This is a genomic window from Ktedonobacter sp. SOSP1-85, from assembly GCF_016587415.1.
Lineage (GTDB): Bacteria > Chloroflexota > Ktedonobacteria > Ktedonobacterales > Ktedonobacteraceae > Ktedonobacter.
In genome coordinates this window covers 709,126-728,290 of sequence record NZ_BNJI01000001.1, presented here as the reverse complement: position 1 = coordinate 728,290, position 19,165 = coordinate 709,126, and the positions used below count along the sequence as shown (strand labels likewise).

The window sequence follows — 19,165 nt, the reverse complement described above, 5'->3', positions numbered from 1 at the left end:
GCCAGCACTCCCTCTTCTCTCTTCCTTATTTGTCTCTACTTGGGGATTCTGGTATGATGGAAGGACGAAAAAAGGGAAGCGAGGGTTTGAAGATATGAACCTGCGGGGAAAGCGCGTGCTGGTCATGGGCCTGGGGCTACAGGGCTCGGGCATGGCTTCAGCTCGCTACGCTGCTCAGCAAGGCGCGGTCGTACGTGTGACCGATATGAAATCGCCTGAGGTCCTGGCCCCCAGCGTGCGTGCGCTGGCTGGCCTTCCCATCGAGTTTATCCTGGGCGAGCATCGCGACGAGGATTTTATCTGGGCCGACGTGGTGATCCGCAATCCTGGAGTGCCGCGTACCTCGCGCTACCTCCTGCTGGCACAGGAGCACGGGGCGCAGATCGAGATGGAGATTGGCCTCTTCTTTCTGGCCTGCCCCGGACGCATTATTGGTATCACTGGGACGCGTGGCAAGACGACCACTACCAGCCTGATCTATGAGATACTGCGTGCTCACGGGCAGGCGCCAGTCGTGATCGGTGGCAACGTCGCGGGCGTGGAGACGCTCTCGCTCTTACCACAGATTACCCCTGAGACACTGGTGGTGCTGGAGTTGTCGAGTTGGCAGCTTGAAGGGTTAGCTCCACACAGCATCAGCCCCTCGGTCGCGGTCATGACCAATATTTATCCCGACCACCTCAATACCTACAATGGCATGGAGGACTATGCCGAGGCCAAGGCTAATATCTTCCGCTTCCAGACGGAGCATGGCATGGCCGTCTTCAACTATGACAATCCCTGGACGCGCCGCTTTGGCCTGGAGGCCCCAGGCGAGACCTGGTTTACCAGCGTTGAGCATGGTGGAAGCTTTCCCCGTTCGGCCCTGGTCGACGGCGCACCCACACAGGTTGAGCCCCTCGCCTTCGCCGAGACGCCCTTGAAGGGGAGGCATAACCTGGAGAATATCTTGCTGGCGACGACGACTGCGCGCCTCCTCGGGATACCCGAAGGTGTGATCGCTGAGACTGTGCGTCGCTTCAAAGGCGTCTCGCATCGCCTCGAAGAGGTCTGCGAGTGGCATGGCGTACGCATTGTAAACGACAGCACCAGTACCTCACCTATCGCAGGCCAGGTGGCTTTGGAGGCTTTTGAGCAACCCATCGTACTCGTCGCGGGCGGCAATACCAAACACCTTCCATTGGAGCAATGGCCCGAAACGATCATCAAGCGCTGTCGCAATGTGATCCTGTTGCCCGGCAGTGGCACCGATGAACTTCTGCCTGAACTACGTCAGGAGATAGAGCGGCAAGGTGTGATTGATCCCGTTCGCGGTACCTTTGATGATTTCCACCAGGCTATCGATGCCGCCCTGGCCCTGACACGCCCTGGCGATGTTCTGCTCTTCTCGCCCGGATTTACCAGCTTTGGCATGTTCCTAAACGAATTTGATCGAGGCGATAAGTTCGTCGCTTACATTCGCGAGAAGACAAAAGGCCAATAATCTGGCATCGCCTCAATGCATGCCCCACAAATTTATTATCGATCACACCGTCGCTTCTCTAAGAGAGGCAACAGTGTGATCGATTGCTTTTTCTGCCTATGCCGGATCACCCTCTCTTCTATCGCGCTTGTGGTTGGGGAATTTGTCTTTGTGTACGTATGTGTGAATATGTGGAATTGTTATGGGACAATTGTGAAGTAGTTGATAGTGCTATTCTGTGTCATCGTTTATGATATCTAGCAGTTAGACGCGGTGAAGAGTGAAAGAGGATGCAACTGTTTCCCAAAAAGTGGGAAACAGAGATCAATCGTGGGCAAGACGCCACGCTTTCGGGCTTCTTGACAGATGAGAACATTTGTCCTATACTGAAGAAAATATGAGGTAAGAGAAAGAGCAGAACCGCATGATTCGCGCCCATAAGATCAGACTGCATCCCACACCTGAGCAGGCCAACTATTTTGCTCGTGCCGCAGGCGTTGCTCGCTTTGTGTGGAATTGGGCGCTGGCCGAATGGAACCGCCAATATGAGGCCGGAGACAAACCCACCGCCTTGAAACTCAAGAAGCAATTCAACGAGATTCGGCGGGTGCAATTCCCCTGGACATGGGAGGTGACGAAGAACGCCTCAGATCAGCCCTTTCTCGATCTGGGAAAAGCCTTCACCGCGTTTTTTGAAGGCAAAGCCAAACGCCCCACGTTCAAGAGCAAGAAAACAAGCAAACCCTCCTTTTACCTTGCCAACGATCAATTCGAGTTGGGGGATCATCGCATGTGGATCCCCAAGCTCGGATGGGTCAATCTGGCTGAGAAGCTGCGGTTTGTGGGCCGCGTGAAAGGGGCACGCATCACCAAAACAGCGGATTGGTGGTTTGTTTCCATCCAGGTCGAGATCCCTGAAACCATCCCGGTGAACAAACCAGCCGCCGTGGGTATCGATGTGGGGCTCAACCGCCTGGCCACCTTGAGTACAGGAGAGGAAGTCGAAAACCAAGCCTTCCTCAAAACCGCTCTCAAGAAATTGCGTCAGGCCAACAAACGGCTGCATCGCCGAAAACTGGGATCCGCGAATCGGGAGAAAGCGCGCCGACAGGTCGCCCGTCTGCATTATCGCATCACCTGCCTGCGCCAGGATGCCCTTCAGAAGCTCACCACCAGGCTGGTCGACAGCTACGGGATCATCGGAGTGGAAGATCTCCACCTCAAGGGACTGCTCAGGAATCGCCGTCTCGCTCGCTCGTTCGCCGATGCCTCACTGGGCACCCTCAGACGTCTGCTCGAGGCAAAAGCGGCGCAACGTGGGGGACAAATAATCAAGGTGGGCCGTTTCTTTCCTTCCAGTAAGACCTGTCATTGCTGCGGTTGGACGTGGGAAGCGATGAGGCTCAAGGATCGCATCTTTGTGTGTCAGAATCCTGCTTGCCCATATGATCAGTTTCCGCAGGATCGAGATTACAACGCAGGTCAGAATGTGTTACGGGAAGCCCTTCGCTTGATCGGGCTCATTGATCAAGCCGTCTCCGGTACTGGCTCGGACGAAGACGCAAACTTGCCTGCGGACGCGGGGTAAGACCAAAGGGCTTCGGCCCGGAGGCACCTACGGATGAAACAGGAACAACGAAATTCGGTGTGAGCGTGTGCTTGCATACGTTTGTATAGGAAAATCGGAGCAGGATAAATAAGAGCATGAATAGATGGATGAGACCTATAAATATATATCTGGGTTTGAGTTGTCTTCTGCTATTGTGCGGCGCTGTAACTGGAGCCTATCTCTCTGAGCCCTCTCAGGAGGAGAGTATTAAGCATGAGATCAGAAATGCGTCGATGCTGGTGGTGCGAGCAGTTCACCCTGCATTGCCAGGCATGAGCTTCGCGCAGGGAAAGGGCGTGGATGCTATTTTGACGAGCCAGGGGCGCCCATGTACATGCAGACACACTACTACTTACCACTATCACAGTTCATATCATAGCTCATCTGGCTCATCTGGCTCATCTATGCCCGCCTGGATGGTTTGGCCTCTTCTTGGCGTTATCGTCCTGATCGGGATCGTCTCCTGGATTGTGAAGTATAGGCGAGGCGGTGATATGGATGACGACTGTGAGGACTATACCTGGAGACGCGAGAATCATGCAAGTAGTAGCCTCTTTACCTCGAGTTCCGACAATAGCTGGCCGAGTAGCAGCAGTAGTAGTAGTGATAGTGGTAATACGAACGAGGGCAGTGGCTTCTTCGGTTCGGATACCTCAATCAACTGGAGCGATGGCGATACGTCCAGCAGCAATGGCGGAGGCGGCAGCTTCTAAGCCGCAAAAAGATGGATTCTACAACTTGCTGGATGAACCAATTAGCATCATTGGGCGAAGGGAAGATATCTAAAGAGGCCTGGAGTAGTATCTCCAGGTCTCTTTTATATTTTGTGCAAGGAGAGAGATAGGTGGCTGTGAAACCAGGCAGGGGTGCCAGTCGTTTGTAAGGTGAATCACACTTATGTGTAAGGTGAATATGTATTTACTTTTTTATTGGGTTATTATTAACATTTATTGCTAGATCTGGCTATTCAGACTGAAAATGGGTTGCTTTATAGCCATGAATTGTATTAAACTAACGGTGGTTAGGTTGGGGCCGGACGCGTTGTAATGGTACTCGGTGGATGAGTGCCAACACCATTGTAGTTGTGAAGCGCGCAAACCAAGAGAGGACCTGGCCCCGAAGGAGATTAAACAGTATGACAATGATGATGAGCAGGAAGGCTCTTGAAGATTACGGTTTAACAAATCTAGGCTCTATTAATTGGAATTTAGATCCTGCTGTGTTGATTGAGCAAGCGCTGTCTCGTAAAGAGGGCGTTCTGGCGTCGAATGGTGCTTTTCGTGCGACGACAGGAAGCCACACTGGCCGCTCCCCCAAGGATAAATTTATCGTTTCAAACGAGGAGATCGCATCGAAGATCTGGTGGGGCGAGAATAATCATCCCATGTCTCCCGAGACATTTGCTCTTATTCGCCAGAGCTTGTCGGACTATCTTCAGGGGCGCGATGTCTATGTCTTAGACGCGGCGGCTGGTGCTGATCCCAACTATCGTATGCCGATCCAGGTTATTACCGAGCTGGCCTGGCATAATCTCTTCGCACGCCAGCTTTTCTTACGCGCGAACGAGAGCGATCAGACGAGCGAGAATCCTGGCTTTACGATTCTCTGCGTTCCTCATTTCCGCATGAATCCACGCGCTCATGGTACACGTTCCGAAACCGCTATTATTATTGATTTTGAAGAGCGCCTGGTCTTGATCGCGGGTACAGAGTACGCGGGCGAGATGAAGAAGTCGATCTTTACTGTGCTTAACTTTATTCTTCCGGCCCAGGGAGTGCTGCCGATGCACTGCTCCGCCAATATTGGCGAAGATGGTGATGTGGCGCTCTTCTTCGGCCTCTCTGGCACGGGTAAGACCAGCCTCTCCGCCGACCCCGAGCGCCGACTGATCGGTGACGACGAGCACGGCTGGGGTGATAATGGCGTCTTCAACTTTGAGGGCGGCTGTTATGCCAAGTGCATCAACCTCTCCGAGAAGTACGAGCCTCAGATCTGGAACGCGATCCGCTTTGGCTCGGTCTACGAGAATGTTGTTCTCGATGAGAAGACTCGTAATCCCAAATACGAAGATAGCTCGCTGACCGAGAACACACGCGTGGCCTACCCGATCGACTTCATCGACAATGTTGTGGAATCTGGCATGGGCGGCCAGCCCCAGGCGGTGATCTTCTTGACGGCTGACTCCTTTGGTGTCTTGCCTCCCATCTCGAAGCTGACGACTAAGCAGGCTATGTACTACTTCCTCTCGGGCTATACCAGCAAGCTGGCGGGTACCGAGCGGGGCGTGACCTCGCCCCAGGCGACCTTTAGCTCCTGCTTTGGTGCGGCCTTCTTGCCCTTGCGCCCAGGTGAGTATGCGAACCTGCTGCGTGAGCGCATCGAGAAGCACAATGTGCGCTGCTACCTGATCAACACCGGCTGGACGGGTGGTGCCTATGGCATTGGCTCGCGTATCAACATCAACTACACGCGCCAGATGGTCAAGGCCGCGATTAATGGCGATATTGAGCAGGCGGAGATCATGACCGATCCCATCTTTGGCCTGCAAATTCCAACGACCTGTCCAGGCGTCCCGGCTGAGGTCTTGCAGCCGCGCAACACCTGGATCGACCAGGACGGCTATGATCAGCAGGCCACCTACCTGGCCGAACTGTTCAAAAAGAATTTTGAGCAGTTCACCCTCGTTAGCGAGGATATACGCGCCGCTGGCCCACGCTAAGCTAATAACCTCATCAAGAGAAAAGCCCGGACCATTCACCGAAGGTGAATGGTCCGGGCTTTTCTCTTGATGAGATTGTGAGTTGAGACAAGAGAACCTCAAGAAATTTTGAGAAACTCGGATAATGATGAACATTTTTATTGACAGCGATCCATGTATGAGCTTATACTATGAATAATAAACCGAGAGTATGTTTGTTAATTGGGAGAGGGAGGATATGGCACGAGTCGTTAACGAGGCAGCCCATGCAGCCAGGCGTAACGCTATTCTTGACGCGGCCCAGCGGGCTATTGCGACCAAAGGTTATGAGCAGATGGCAATTGCCGACTTGCTGGGTGAGCTGGGCATTTCTTCTGGGGCGTTCTATCACTACTTTGATTCCAAGCCAGCATTGCTCGCGGCACTTGTCGAACGCATGGGGAGCGCGGTTGAAGCCCAAATACTCCCCATCGTTCATGATCGAGAATTGGGCGCGATTGAAAAGTTTCAGCGCTTCTTTGCTACAGCTGACCGCTGGAAGCTGGCGCATAGAGACCTGTTGCTTGCGTACACTCGTATCTGGTATGCCGATGACAACGCCATTGTGCGCCATAAGCTGCATTCCACCAGGATCAAGCGCCTGACTCCCTGGCTGGAGGAGATGATCCTGCAAGGATCTCGGGAAGGCGTCTTCCAGATCGCCTATCCCGACCAGGCAGCGCGCTTGATCATCTCCATGCTTGAGGATTTTGGCTATGCATTTGCCGAGCTGTTTCTCTCAGAGGAATGTTCGCAAGACGACCTGCCACGCCTTGAGAGGATCGCTGTCGCGACCTCTGACGCCATGGAGCGTGTGCTCGGCGCGCCCGCCAACAGCCTGTGGCTCGCTACACGCGACGACCTTGCCCAATGGCTGCCACCTTATTCCAGACTGGTAGGGACCTCCACGATGAATCGGGAGGCTAGCGTGTCCGAAGGCGATTAATCGTGGAGATCCCCACCGGAAAAAATACCATGTGTTTTATGCTTTTTGTGAATTTTTAGCCTCTCAATAAGAGGAAAAGGACGCTAACATGACAGCGATTATTGAAGTGGACCACCTGACCAAGCGCTATGGTAGCAAGCGCGGCATTACCGATGTCTCCTTCCAGGTGGAAGAGGGCGAGGTCTTTGGCTTTCTTGGCCCCAATGGCGCGGGCAAAACCACGACGATTCGCCTGCTGATGGCGCTGTTACGCGCCGACGCGGGCACGGCACACATCGCTGGACTGGATATCTGGCAGCAGTCCGTAGAGATCAAGCGCCTGGTCGGCTACCTGCCGGGCGAACTCTCGCTTGATCCCAACCTGACCGGGGGCCAGATTCTCCAATACTTTGGCCATCTACGCGGCGGCATCGATCAGAGCTATCTCAAGCAACTGATCGCCCAGCTGGATTTCGATCCCACCCGTAAGATCCGCCAGTATTCCACTGGCAATAAGCGTAAACTTGGCATCATTCAGGCCTTTATGCATCGCCCGCGTCTGTTAATTCTAGATGAGCCGACCAGTGGCCTGGACCCGCTGAACCAGCAAGAGTTTGATCGCATGGTTACAGAGGTGCGCGATGATGGGCGCACGGTTTTTCTCTCTTCGCACATCCTGACCGAGGTTGAGCAGACGTGTAATCGCGTCGCCATTATTCGCGGTGGTCAACTCGTGCGCGTAGGTCTTATTAATGATTTGAAGGATATCAAGCGTCATGAGCTGACCATCACCTTTGCCAGCCCGGTTCCTGCTGAGGCCTTCAAAGGGCTTGCGGGTGTGGAACAGGTGGAATCGCTGGTCGACGGGCATACCTTGCGCCTGTTTGTACAGGGCCAGGCGGATGCTGTGATCAAAGAGGCAGCTCAGTTTTCAGTTATAGGCTTGACGAGCCACGAGCCGAGCCTGGAAGACATCTTCATGCGCTATTATGAGAGCGACGGTCAGGCCGTTAAGGAGGCCAGCCATGTGGTTCACTAGCGTCTACCTCAAGACCCTGCGCGAGGCCCGCATTGCCATTTTAGGCTGGGGCCTGGGCCTGGGCCTGCTCATGTATGTCGTGCTCTCCGCCGTTCCCTCGCTGGTGAATACGCCACAGGCGCGGGCCGCGCTCGTCAGCCTGTCTAGTTCGTACGCCTGGCTGGCCGAGCCGATCGCTGTAGATACCCCCGGAGGCTATGCAACCTTTAAGTATGGCTTTACTATCTTGATTATCGCCATCTGGCCGCTCCTGATATGTAGCCGCCTGCTGCGTGGCGAGGAGGAGCGCGGCTCCATGGATGTCCTTCTCTCGCTGCCGCGTGGACGCGTGCGCATCGCGCTGGAGAAGCTGGCCGCTGTATGGACCGCTCTGCTGGGTATGGGCCTGCTTATTGGACTCCTGACCTTCGCGGGTGGCCAGTCTGTAAAAGGATCTTTTGGCCTGGGCGATGCCCTGCTCTATGGCTTGAATATATCGCTTATAAGCGCTGTGTTTGGATCTATCGCGCTGCTGCTCTCCCAATTCTTGCCCGAGCGCGGCAAAGCGGCTGGCGTGACTGGTGGCCTGCTGGTACTCTTTATCATGCTGGATATGGTACACCGGGTGACACCCAATACCGAATGGATCAGCCGTTTGTCTCCCATCTACTACTATAATCTGAGCAAGCCCATCGTGCCGGGTCACAGTGCCGACGCTCTTGGGCTACTTGTCCTGCTGGGCCTGAGCGTTCTGCTGAGTGTCGCGGCGCTGGTTTTCTTTGCGCGGCGCGATATTGGCAGTGTGGTGCAGCTGCCACGCTGGCTGCGCCTGCCAGAGCGAACTATGTCCCTGGAGCGAGCGCTCCCGGTAAATTCCTGGTCGCTGAAGTCGGTCTATACACGCAGCCTGGGGATGGTTATAGCTCCCGCCTGCTGGTGGACGCTGGGTATCGCTGGCTTCGCCGGGTGGGTAGTTGTGATTGTTAAGCAGTCTGAGGCGCAACTCTCCTCCATGTACCAGGACTCGCCCTTGCTCAAAGGGTTTATCACAAAAGTTGGTGGGAGTGATGTCAATACCAATGCCACCCTGCTCAGCGCGCTCTTCTCCTTCCTGCCGCTGCTCCTGATGGCCTTCGCCATTACCCAGGCCAGCCGCTGGTCGTCTGATGAAGAGGATGGTTTGCATGAAATGGTGCTGGCAACGCCGCAGTCGCGCCTGACCGTCATTCTGGCACGCTTTGGTGCGCTCACCACGGCCACGGTGCTTATCGGCCTGGTAACCCTGGGCGCCACGGCGCTGGCCTCGGTCGCCAGTGGCCTGAAGCTCGACGGAGGTAACCTGGCTGCCGCGACGCTCTCGCTTATTCCCCTGGGGCTGCTGATGGCCGCCATTGGCTACCTGCTCTCCGGCTGGCTGCGTGCGGCGGTGGATACTGGTCTCCTGAGCTTCTTGCTGGTAATCTGGTTTTTTATCAGCTATGTCGGTCCAGAGCTGAGCTGGCCGGAGACGACGCTGCGCCTCTCCGCCTTTTACTACTATGGAACGCCACTGATTCATGGTCTATCGCTGGGCAATATGCTAGGGGTGCTGGCGGTTGCCATCGTAGCCCTGGTGCTGGCTGCGGCGCGCTTTGTCCGAAAAGATATTGGGCGCTAAGCGGTGAATTCACGAAGAAAGTCAGTGTAGTAGGGTCCATGCTTGCATGGACTCTCTTACACGTGGAACGTCTCTACGCTCGCAAGTCCATGCAAGCATGGACCCTACTTTTAAAATATCAACAGGTGAAAGCCATTTTTGAGTGTAATCGGTTGGTTTTTGTAGAAGGATTTCCAGGCGTACTTGCTCATATGGGCCTGGGTACGAATGTGATCTAGTAGTTCATCGCAAAAGTGTTCCGAGGCAAATAAGATAGCGCGATGAAGTTCTGTGCGTTGGCGTGTGATATCATTGGCCAGGAGGTCTAGCTGGCGTTCATTGTAGGGAAGGTGCTGAATGGCGAGCCGTGCCAGGTAGGCCCATTGCTGGTAGGGGAGACGCAGCGCCGCGTAGCGCTGGCTGATATACGCCGCCAGGGTTGGGAAATCCGGCTTATCGTGGTAATCAATCATGACGTGCATTCATTCCTCCTTCCTGGATACTGGGATGAGAAAAGCATACCACGGGCAGATATGAAAAACAATAGATATAAATAGAGAGAAGAGGATCATGATATGTAGGCGCGTGCTTTAGCGCGCGCCTACATATCATGATCCTCTTCTCTATAACTTAATCAGGCAGCCTTCGTGGGCGCGGAGCTGGAGGTGCGCCAGGTCGACGTCCTCTTCGCGGTCCAGGTAGGTGGAGAGGATGATGTGCCCCTGACCAGTTGGCAAGGGTTTCACTACCTGCTCGGTCTCTGCGAAGTTGAGGACGACCAGGTAGCGCGTGTCCTCGTGTTCGCGCAGAAAGGCGAAGCAGTTGGCATTATCCTGGTCCAGGGTCTGATAGGTACCCTGGGAGAGTGCCGGAAGTGCGCGGCGCAGCGTCAGGAGTGTGCGCGTCAGAGTCAGGAAGGAGCGTGGGTCCTGCTGTTCCGCGGCGACGTTATTGTTCTGATAGTCTAAGGCGATAGGAAGCCAGGTCTGGATACCCGCCGGGCTGAAGCCCGCGTTCGGCGTGTCGTCCCACTGCATGGGTGTGCGATTTGGATCGCGGCCATTGGCGGGATTATCCTTGCCCTGGGGATCATGCATCATCTCAAGCGGGATCGCTACGTCTTGCATGCCCAGTTCATCGCCATAGTAGCATGTGGGGGTGCCGCGTAGGGTCAGCAGGAGCATCTGCGCGGCGCGTGCCTGCTCGCGACCCAGGCGTGAGGCCACGCGTGGGCGGTCGTGATTCCCCAGCACCCAGTTGGGCCAGGCCCCCTCGGGTAGGGCCTCCTCGTACTCATGGACCATGCTCTGGATGGTGCGTGCCTCCCAGGTTGGCGTGGTCACAAACTGGAAGTTGAAGGGGAGATGGGCCTCGTCCAGCATCTCGCCGTAGTAATGCATCAAGCGGTGGATGGGGAGGTAGATCTCGCCGATGAAGACTCGCTCGCCAAACTCGTCGAGGGTCTTGCGCATCTCGCGTACAATCTCGTGTATGCCGGGCTGGTCTTCAGTATAGCGGCCTTCCTGGCGCAAATAAGGGGGATCGCCGGGCTTCCAATCTGGATGCTGTGGGTTGTCGCGCAGTTGTTCATCTTTAAGCAGCATCCAGAGTACATCGACACGGAAGCCATCGATGCCGCGCTCCAGCCAGAAGCGCAGGACATTATACATCGCTTCGCGCATATCGGGATTGCGCCAGTTCAGGTCAGGCTGCTTAACATCAAACATGTGCAGATAGTATTGTCCCGTCTGCTCATCGAATTGCCAGGCCGAACCACCAAAGAAACTGGTCCAGTTATTGGGAGGGCCACCATCGGACGCGGGATCATGCCACATATACCAATCGCGGCGTGGGTTGTCGCGGCTAGAGCGTGACTCCTGGAACCAGGGATGCTCGTCCGAGGTGTGGTTGGGCACGAAGTCGAGGATGACCTTGAGGTCACGCTTATGAGCCTCCACGATGAGTTGCTCCATATCGGAGAGCTTGCCGAAGATCGGATGGACATCGGTATAATCTGCGATATCATAGCCGAAGTCGGCCATAGGTGAGGGATAGATTGGCGAGAGCCAGATCGCATCGACGTCAAGCCAGCGGAGATAATCGAGTTTGCTAATAATGCCGGGGATGTCACCGATGCCATCCCCATTGCCATCCATAAAGCTACGTGGATAGATCTGATATATGGTCCCGGTCTGCCACCAGGAGGGAGTCTGCGTCATAAATTAAAAATTACCTCTCTGTAAAGGATTCTGTTTCGTATAGTAGAGCATGAATATGAAGGATGCAAGAGGGCAATCCCACGCCCATGCAGGAGGAAAAAAGGTAGGTGCGCCGTTTACAAGCACCTACCTTTTTTCTTCCTGCCGGGCGTGGGTCGCACCAGAGAAACGCAGCCGTCCAGCAGGAGGGGCCTTGGTAGGTTGTGCCGCTGCGCCCCCGAATGGGGGTTTACAAGCACTACAGGCCCTTCCTGCATGGGCGGCGGGACTACTACAGGCGGAGTGGTTTCTCGTAGAGGCGCGTGACCCTGGGATACTTCGACTGGTGGTATATGCATTTGTTGGTGCTATCTCACATGCGATGTACGACAAAATAATTGTCCTGGTCGGCGTTCTCAATCAGTTCGCCCAGGCGATCCATATGCATGTGAATCTCTGCGGGCGGTTCGCTTGCCAGTAGATCTTCCACGCTGGCCCAGAAGCTCATGACGATCAGGCGATTGGGATCACTATCGCTATGCTGAATCTGAGCACCTTTAAAGCCCTTCTGCTCCTGTGCGCTGGGGAGAATAATGTCGCGAAAGAGGGCAATGGCCTCCTCATATGTGCCCGGGACGAGACGGATGATCGAGGTGCGTACGTGCATGATCTTCTCCTCTCCGTGGTCTGCAACGCGGAATATATGCGTCTATTCTGCTCATATAATATCACACTGGCATGTGTGCCCATATCCAAAAACAACTCGGGTTAGTTGTGGAGTGGAATGTGCGCTGGTGGCCTGCAGGCCACCAGCGCACATTCCACTCCACAACTATTTTTTTCTCACTCCAAAGGGTCAGGGGAGAATCACTCCTTCGTGGGATGTAGCAAGAAGTAGGGGTGGCATATACTGATTCGTACGTGTTGTGTAGCGGTTTGCATGGTATGTGTTAGCCGGTTAATTTGGTTTGGAGGTTTGGCAGATATGGAGAACGAATATCAGCGTGACCAGAATCTCGATGGTGAGCTGGGAGGTGGGTCTCAGCGCGACCAGAATCTCGATGATGAGCTGGGAGGTGGGTCTCAGCGCGACTTAGGTACTGAACAGGGGACAGAAAAGAAGGGGCTGTTTGAGCGCGCGAAGGAAGTGTTTCAGAAACCGAGTGAGCGGCACGACCAGGATGTAACACAGAGTGATGTTCCGCAACGCGATGAGGACCTGGCAGGACGTTCTTGGCAGGGTGATACGGGTGCCTATGAGCAGGATCAGGGGGTGACGCAGAGGCCGTCCCAGGGCGACGTCACCCAGCAGCAGAACATCAACCAGGAGCCGCTTCAAAGTGGCATCCCTCAGCAGGGCCAGGATGTTTCAGGGATGGGCCAGCGAGACGTCTATCAACGTGACCAGGATGTGGGCCAGACGCCTCTCACAGGCGGGACCCAGCGCGACCAGGATGTGAACCAGTCTCCCCTCTCCGGTGGAGTGCAGCGGGATCAAGATGTAATACAGATGCCGCCCGCAGGCGGGATGCAGCGCGACCAGGATGTGACGCAGACACCAGGTGTACAGTCAGGGCCAGATATCACTTCTGGCTCGGCCCAGCGAGATGTATACGAGCGTGATCAGGGTCTCAATCAGGGACAGGGGCCGCTGACAGGCAGGGATAGGGACGTGACCCAGAACCGCGATGTAAGCCAGGCCCCGTGGAGTGGGCAGCAATTTGATAACCAGCCAGAGGAGAATTACTCTGCGGGAACGACCCCACAGACAGAATCAGGCTTCGACCTCATACGCGAGCGTGACGATGAGCCGCGAGACACCGGATCAGCGGGCGCGGCAGGCATGGCGGGGAATGAGCCCTATACGCAAAGGGGCGCCCAGGGAGATATTACAGAGAATCGCCCCCCTGAAGCCGAAAGACATCCCAATGATTGGATTGACCGGGCGAAGGACAAACTTGAGGGCCTCTTCGGGAATCCCGATGACCCCAGCCCCGAACGCTAAGAAAGTAAGTAAGTAAAGAAAGCAAAACAGCGATCATACCGGACATGTCCGGTATGATCGCTGTTTTGCTTTCTTTACCCTTATTATTGGCCAGTGCTGATGATGATGATTTTGATCTGGTCGGTCTCAGTGGGGAAGTGGTCGCTGTTGAAGGGGAGGCGGAGCTCGACGCGTGCCACGCCAGGTTGCTGATTCAGATAGGCGAGGGCGGTAGTGCTGGTCGAGCCTTTGAGATTAGTGGGCCAGCTTGCGATCTGGCTCTGACTGAAGTTGTAGATCCACTGGCCGTGTACCTGGATATTGAGATAGAGGGCATTGTTCTGCCCGGCCTTGACACTGGTTGTCCCAACCTGGCTTACCTGGTCGTGGAGGGTATAGTTCGCTCCCAGGGAGTGCTGTGCCTCGGTGGTAAGTAGTTGCGCTGCGATATGCGTGGCCAGTTCTTTGTTATAGGCCAGGGTGTCGCCAGTAATGGTGACATCAATTTTTACCTGGTTGGTGGCGGTTCCAACAGGCTGCTCAGGCGTGATATTCATGTCGTAGTGAGGCTGGGCGCCCAGAACCTCGCCGGAGGAGAGGTTCTTTTGGAATTGTTGCTCAAGCTGCTGGCGCAGGCGCGGGATGAGATCGGTTTTGACGCTATCGACGTCGCTCTGCTGGATGGTGTGGATGGTCTGCCCGTTGCTGCCGCCGGTAAAGGGGCTGGGATTGGCGACGCTGACACCTGTGGCATTATAGTTGCCGTCCAGGACATGCGCACCCAGGTTGCCTGCGTCTCCTGGTGTGGTGACGAGCGCCGGGACAACGGCGGTGGCGGGTTTATTGCTACGCTGTCCTTCGAGCTGTACAGGCTGGGTGGTGCGTATTGTCAGGCCGTTGCGGGTCAGGGTTACGACGCCCAGGTTTACGGGTAAGAAGCCGCTATTGCTAAAAATAAGGGTGCCTGTGGCCTGGGTCGGGTTGCTGGTCTTGGTGCCCGTGGCTTTGACGGTGCTATTGCCCTTCACTGTATATTTGAGCTGGCGCGCGGGAAGGCGGTGCGTGGTGGGGTCGGCGGTCTGCACCAAGGGTGAGGCAGTCAGGACATAAGTATTCTGGAGGGTCTTGCTCTCCGCCGTCACATAGACGGTGGCGACCGATGAGCCGCCGAAGAGGTTAAAGCCGAAGACGCGCGGCACGATGAGTAAGAGCAGCGCAAGTGCCGTAAGAAACATAGATATGATGATCAAGGGGAGGGCGACGCGCCTCTGCTTGCGGCGTCGTTTGATCTTTCCCGGACGCATGACCCTGAAATCGGTGGGCTCCTCTGTCACGCGGTGCTGTTGAGTGCGGGCCATCGAGGGGCGAATATCGCCTGTTGTGCGCGCTCGGCGCTCCTGCATGATAATGGGCTGGGGCTGTGCGATCTCAGTATCCAGCGTCGTGTCCTGGTGAGGTGCTCCGGCAACCTCGCGCTTAAGCTCCTGGCTGGCGGTGGCTTCGCGTGGGAAGGGACGAGGCGAACGCCCCGTATTGGGCAACGTGGCCTGGCTGTGGAGGTCCGCGGAGGTCTGACGCCTCTCCTCGTCGAGATCGGGGGCGAGGAATTGATCTATATGCTCGCCGGGTTGCTCATCACTATCGGTAAAGATTTCGACGCGCGGGCCGGAGGTGGCCTTGAGAAATGCCTCACGCAGCTCGGCAACGTTCTGGAAGCGCTGGGCTGGATCTTTGGCCATGGCTTTACGCACAACCTCGCCTAATTCTATCGGAATGGAGGCGTCGCGGTCGCATGGTGAGGGGATGGGATTATAGAGCTGCATCTCGATAACGCGTACATCATCGGGATCATCATAGGGTAGTTCGCCGGTAAGCACCTGGTAAAGCAGGACGCCGAGCGCGTAAATATCAGTTAAAGGTGTGATGATGCCTCGTGTCTGCTCGGGGGCCATATAGTGTGGCGTTCCCGGCACCTGGTCGAGGGGAATGGGTTTCCCAGCCTGCGCGGGATCACCGGGCCAACTCGCGCCGGAGCGTCGTCTGCCACGGCCCGCAATGCTTTTACTCGGCCGAACGAGGCCAAAATCAGCCAGGTAGAGGTGCGGAACCTTGCCGCGTCGCATCTCCAGCAGAACATTCGAGGATTTAATGTCGCGATGGATCAGGTCCTCGTCGTGCGCATACTCGACGGCATCAAGAATCTGCTGATAAAGCGCGGTGACCTCCGCCAGGTCTGGGAGACTACGCCTGAGATAGCTGGTAAGGGTGCCGCCATCGATAAAGGGCATAACCAGGAAGAGGACGCCGCGCTCCTCACCAAACTCAATTAAGGGGAGAATGTTTGGATGGTGCAGACGAGCGACGGTACGCGCCTCGCGCATGAAGCGGCGGCGCATGTCCTGGTCAGTGGCATAGTCGCCCAGGATGACCTTGATGGCGACGCGCCTGCCAAAGGCACTGCGTTGCCGCCCCTCATAGACGGCCCCCATGCCACCTACACGGATGCGACGTATAACGTCATAATTTCCAAGTTGCTTGCCTTCCAACGACAGCATTGGCAGCAATGTTCCTTTCCAAATAAATTACTGGAGGTGTGGAGTGTTGTCCCTGGCGGCCACTGGCCGCCAGGGACAACACTCCACACCTCCTACCCCTTCCCCCCCTGGGGAGTTGCGCTGGGTGCGGTAACGGTGGGTGTGCCCTGGCCTGGGGGAACGTCGCCCAGGCCCTCGATGTTCTGAATGGTAAAGGTGATCTGGTTAGGATCGCCAGGCAGAGTATCGCCATCGACCTGGATATTATTGACCTTGCCGACGCCCTTGGTACTGCTCAGGATGGTCTGGGCCTCGTTGACGTGTTTCCCCGCGATATGCCGGGCCAGCTCCTGCTCAATGCTGGTCGTGATCTGATAGACCCAGAGGCCCCGCGCCTCCATGACCCAGGAGATGCCTTTGTCATTCTGGCGCTGCTGAACGGCGCGTGTCTGGATCTTGCCAACCAGCTTGTAGCCGCTACCCAGGTCGGTATTGGCCTTATCCTGGAGCTTGCTCGCGACCAGACTCTGGAGCTGTTGTCTGTTATAGACCTGGGCCGTACAGGTCACGCTGACACTGACGCTGGTCGAAGGTACATTGGCCCCGGTATCGCCGATGGGTTGGCTATACTTGGGTGACGATGGTTGGCACTGCGGATTGCTTGCCATCTCCTCGCCGTTCTGTATCTGCCCACGTAGCTTGGTCAGGGCGCTCTGCGTAGTCTGGGTTTGCAGATCATTCGCCACTTTGCCAGCCTCGTCATTCGTGACGAAGGTATAGTTCTGTGGGTCCTGCCCACCGCTAAAGCCATTTGTATTCTTTACAAGAATCGAATTTCCGCCTGTGCAGCAGTTTTTATTGATTTTCAGAGATCCGATATTGCCATTCGCGCCAGGATCGGCGGCGTGCGCGTTGACGGTAGCTGTTCCTACAACGCCCGCGCTTAGATTGGCGGGAGGAATAATCACCAGCGAATCGGTAACGACGGTGACCCCGCCTCCGTTGGTGGTAATAGGCGTTCCGCCAGCCAGCGAGAATGAGTTGGATGATCCATTAACAAAGGTAAGCACACCAGAAGCACGGATGCCTGGCGTTTGCTTGTGACCGCTGCCGTTGACGGTCCGGGTGTTGGATTGCACGGTCGCGGAGATCTGGCGGGCCGAGACCTCCAGCTTGGCCGGGTCGGGATTAGTCGTCACGCCATTGACGATGTAATCGTTCTTGACGAGCTGGCTATCAGGTGTGATCGTTACCGTCGCCGGGGATTGGCCCGTGATGGCATGCAGGACCTGGGTGCGCAGGGCGGGCTGGGCGTAGGCCGTCATGCCGCAGGCCGCCAGGAGGACGAGCACTACTATAGCCACGATGACCCAGGGCAGGCCACGGCGCTTCTGACGCTGGTTGGGCTGGAAGCGCCCGCCGCCACTGCCACGACCACCGCCGCCTCCGCCACGTGTGGGCGGCAGACCACCGCCACCACCATTATTAGGTAGAGTCGCGGCCCCGGTGCCCGCGCCAACGGCGGCGGTCTTGCCAGTGCTGCGAGAACCGCTGGCGAGGGCCTCGCCCGCTGCAAGGCCAGCGGCGCCAGCCGCGACTATCTTACCACTATCACGCTTAGAGGTGCGGGTTGCCGGATCGTCGTTCACATTCTTCTTGTCAATTTTTCCGCTGGGGCGTCGCTTGTTCGCGAGGGCGGCGGCGGTTGCCGCACCCTCGGGATTGGCACTCTTGAGATTGACGGTGGTGCGCCTGCGCGGGGCTACTGTCAGGTCGATGGGTTCTGGCTCTGGCGCGCCCGATCTGGAGTTGGACGCGGCCTTCGCGCCCAGCGCGCCACCCACGGCGGCCGCGGCGCCCAGTCCTGCCAGGCCCGCGCCTCTCCCTGTGCCTTCCTCGTTTTCATCACGCGGCGAGATACGTCCCCGGCCAGTCTTGCCAGTGGTCCGGCGCCTGGGGCCGGCTTCTTGCAGCTCACGCGATGGGCGTGGCGCTGGTGGAGACTCACGTCGTAGGCTGAAGGGGCGAGGGGTCGCCTCGTCGTCCTCCAGTTGCATATCGACGGTCTCATAGTCCTCTGCGCGCATCATGCCAGCACGCTGGAGGCCAGGTCCTTTATCGCCGAACTGCTCATCCATCTGCTCAGGCGTGGGAGGGGCCAGCAGGTCACCCTCATCGTCAAAGGCTGGATCGAAGTCGAGTGGCTGTGGCCTCCCCTTCATGGGACCGATAGGCTCGGCATCCTCGTCCAGGTTTGGCGTGTTTGCCACCTCGTCAAAGTCGGAATCATCCAGTGGCCCATTATTGTTAGGTGTGGCCCTGGTAGGGGCAGCCTTGCCTGGGCTAACAGGCTCGGCGTCGACGATGCGTGGAAGCTGCTGCGCGTCCCGCTGTGGAGGACGCGAGGCCATAGCGGCACCTACCGCAGCGGCGGCTCCGCCCAGCACAACTGGATTGACTTCTTGCGATTTACGGCGACCGCTTCCCGATGGTGGCTCGCTGGCGTCCTGGCCCGCGGATGGTGCAGCCTGAGGAGTATTCTTCTTAGCAGGCGTGGCGCTCTTCTTCTCGCCGCGCTTAAAGATGCCGCCCAGGAAGCCAGTGGGTTTGGGTTCTGCCTCGGCGGCTGGCGTCTCCTCAAGGGATTGCGTAAAGCCCTCAAGCGATGAGAAAACCGTGAAGTTGCGATGGCGAGCGAAATTGGCGGGAGGCGAACCGCTGGGAGCTACAAATACAACCTGGGCATGCAGCTTCTTGCGGAGCGACTTGAGGCCATCAAAATCCGCCGGGCGCTGAAAAGCTTTATTCTGAGCTGGTAAAACAACCGCAATTCTCTCGCGGCCAACCTTTTCCTGGGTAAGGATCGCTGTGAGCACATTTTTATGCTCATCATTGGCCGTTACATAGATCATGCCTATCTTCTGGCTGCGGGGATCATTAGGCCCCAACACATCCGAGCCATTTCCTTGTCTCATCTTACAAACCTCTGAATCCTTCAAAGTCTGTTTCTTCTCGCTCCGCAGATATTGTACTATATCGAGCCCCTCCCGTACATACCCACG

The 19,165-nt window shown here is 56.4% G+C and carries 13 protein-coding genes; 8 read left to right on the top strand and 5 right to left on the bottom strand.

Annotation, left to right across the window (positions count from 1 at the left end; translation table 11 throughout):
* The first annotated feature begins 94 nt into the window (after positions 1–94).
* The 7 genes from murD to KTE_RS03340 all read left to right on the top strand — a co-directional run bounded on the left by murD (position 95) and on the right by KTE_RS03340 (position 9,408).
* On the top strand, positions 95–1,483 hold the full coding sequence (gene murD / locus KTE_RS03370) for a UDP-N-acetylmuramoyl-L-alanine--D-glutamate ligase (protein WP_201378533.1): 1,389 nt from the start codon (positions 95–97) through the stop codon (positions 1,481–1,483).
* A gap of 403 nt (positions 1,484–1,886) precedes the next feature.
* A complete protein-coding gene (locus KTE_RS03365) occupies positions 1,887–3,050 on the top strand; it encodes an RNA-guided endonuclease TnpB family protein (RefSeq protein WP_201378532.1) in 1,164 nt (387 codons plus the stop codon).
* Between the two features lie 254 nt (positions 3,051–3,304).
* Positions 3,305–3,784, top strand: coding sequence for a hypothetical protein (locus KTE_RS03360; protein WP_201378530.1), 480 nt, complete (start codon positions 3,305–3,307; stop codon positions 3,782–3,784).
* 422 nt (positions 3,785–4,206) lie between these two features.
* Positions 4,207–5,790 (top strand): phosphoenolpyruvate carboxykinase (ATP), encoded by a 1,584-nt coding sequence (pckA, locus tag KTE_RS03355; protein ID WP_201378528.1) that lies wholly within the window; start codon positions 4,207–4,209, stop codon positions 5,788–5,790.
* 217 nt (positions 5,791–6,007) lie between these two features.
* A complete protein-coding gene (locus tag KTE_RS03350; RefSeq protein ID WP_236600269.1) occupies positions 6,008–6,754 on the top strand; it encodes a TetR/AcrR family transcriptional regulator in 747 nt (248 codons plus the stop codon).
* An 88-nt stretch (positions 6,755–6,842) separates the two neighbouring features.
* On the top strand, positions 6,843–7,772 hold the full coding sequence (locus KTE_RS03345) for an ABC transporter ATP-binding protein (protein WP_201378526.1): 930 nt from the start codon (positions 6,843–6,845) through the stop codon (positions 7,770–7,772).
* Positions 7,759–9,408 (top strand): ABC transporter permease subunit, encoded by a 1,650-nt coding sequence (locus KTE_RS03340; RefSeq protein ID WP_201378523.1) that lies wholly within the window; start codon positions 7,759–7,761, stop codon positions 9,406–9,408. The genes KTE_RS03345 and KTE_RS03340 overlap by 14 nt, the downstream gene beginning before the upstream one ends.
* A gap of 110 nt (positions 9,409–9,518) precedes the next feature.
* On the opposite strand, the gene KTE_RS03335 is transcribed toward KTE_RS03340, so the two are convergent.
* From KTE_RS03335 to KTE_RS03325, 3 genes are all read right to left on the bottom strand, one after another.
* Positions 9,519–9,869, bottom strand: coding sequence for a hypothetical protein (locus tag KTE_RS03335; protein ID WP_201378518.1), 351 nt, complete (start codon positions 9,867–9,869; stop codon positions 9,519–9,521).
* Between the two features lie 141 nt (positions 9,870–10,010).
* Complete coding sequence (locus tag KTE_RS03330) at positions 10,011–11,606, bottom strand: alpha-amylase family glycosyl hydrolase (RefSeq protein ID WP_201378516.1); 1,596 nt, start codon at positions 11,604–11,606, stop codon at positions 10,011–10,013.
* Positions 11,607–11,958: 352 nt separating this feature from the next.
* Complete coding sequence (locus KTE_RS03325) at positions 11,959–12,252, bottom strand: antibiotic biosynthesis monooxygenase (protein WP_201378506.1); 294 nt, start codon at positions 12,250–12,252, stop codon at positions 11,959–11,961.
* A 318-nt stretch (positions 12,253–12,570) separates the two neighbouring features.
* Between KTE_RS03325 and KTE_RS03320 the strand changes: the two genes are divergently transcribed.
* On the top strand, positions 12,571–13,590 hold the full coding sequence (locus KTE_RS03320; protein ID WP_201378495.1) for a hypothetical protein: 1,020 nt from the start codon (positions 12,571–12,573) through the stop codon (positions 13,588–13,590).
* An 83-nt stretch (positions 13,591–13,673) separates the two neighbouring features.
* On the opposite strand, the gene KTE_RS03315 is transcribed toward KTE_RS03320, so the two are convergent.
* A complete protein-coding gene (locus KTE_RS03315; protein ID WP_201378493.1) occupies positions 13,674–16,124 on the bottom strand; it encodes a serine/threonine-protein kinase in 2,451 nt (816 codons plus the stop codon).
* A 92-nt stretch (positions 16,125–16,216) separates the two neighbouring features.
* The gene (locus KTE_RS03310) at positions 16,217–19,078 is read right to left on the bottom strand and encodes a hypothetical protein (RefSeq protein ID WP_201378485.1); all 2,862 of its coding nucleotides are present in this window, start codon (positions 19,076–19,078) and stop codon (positions 16,217–16,219) included.
* Positions 19,079–19,165: the final 87 nt, after the last annotated feature.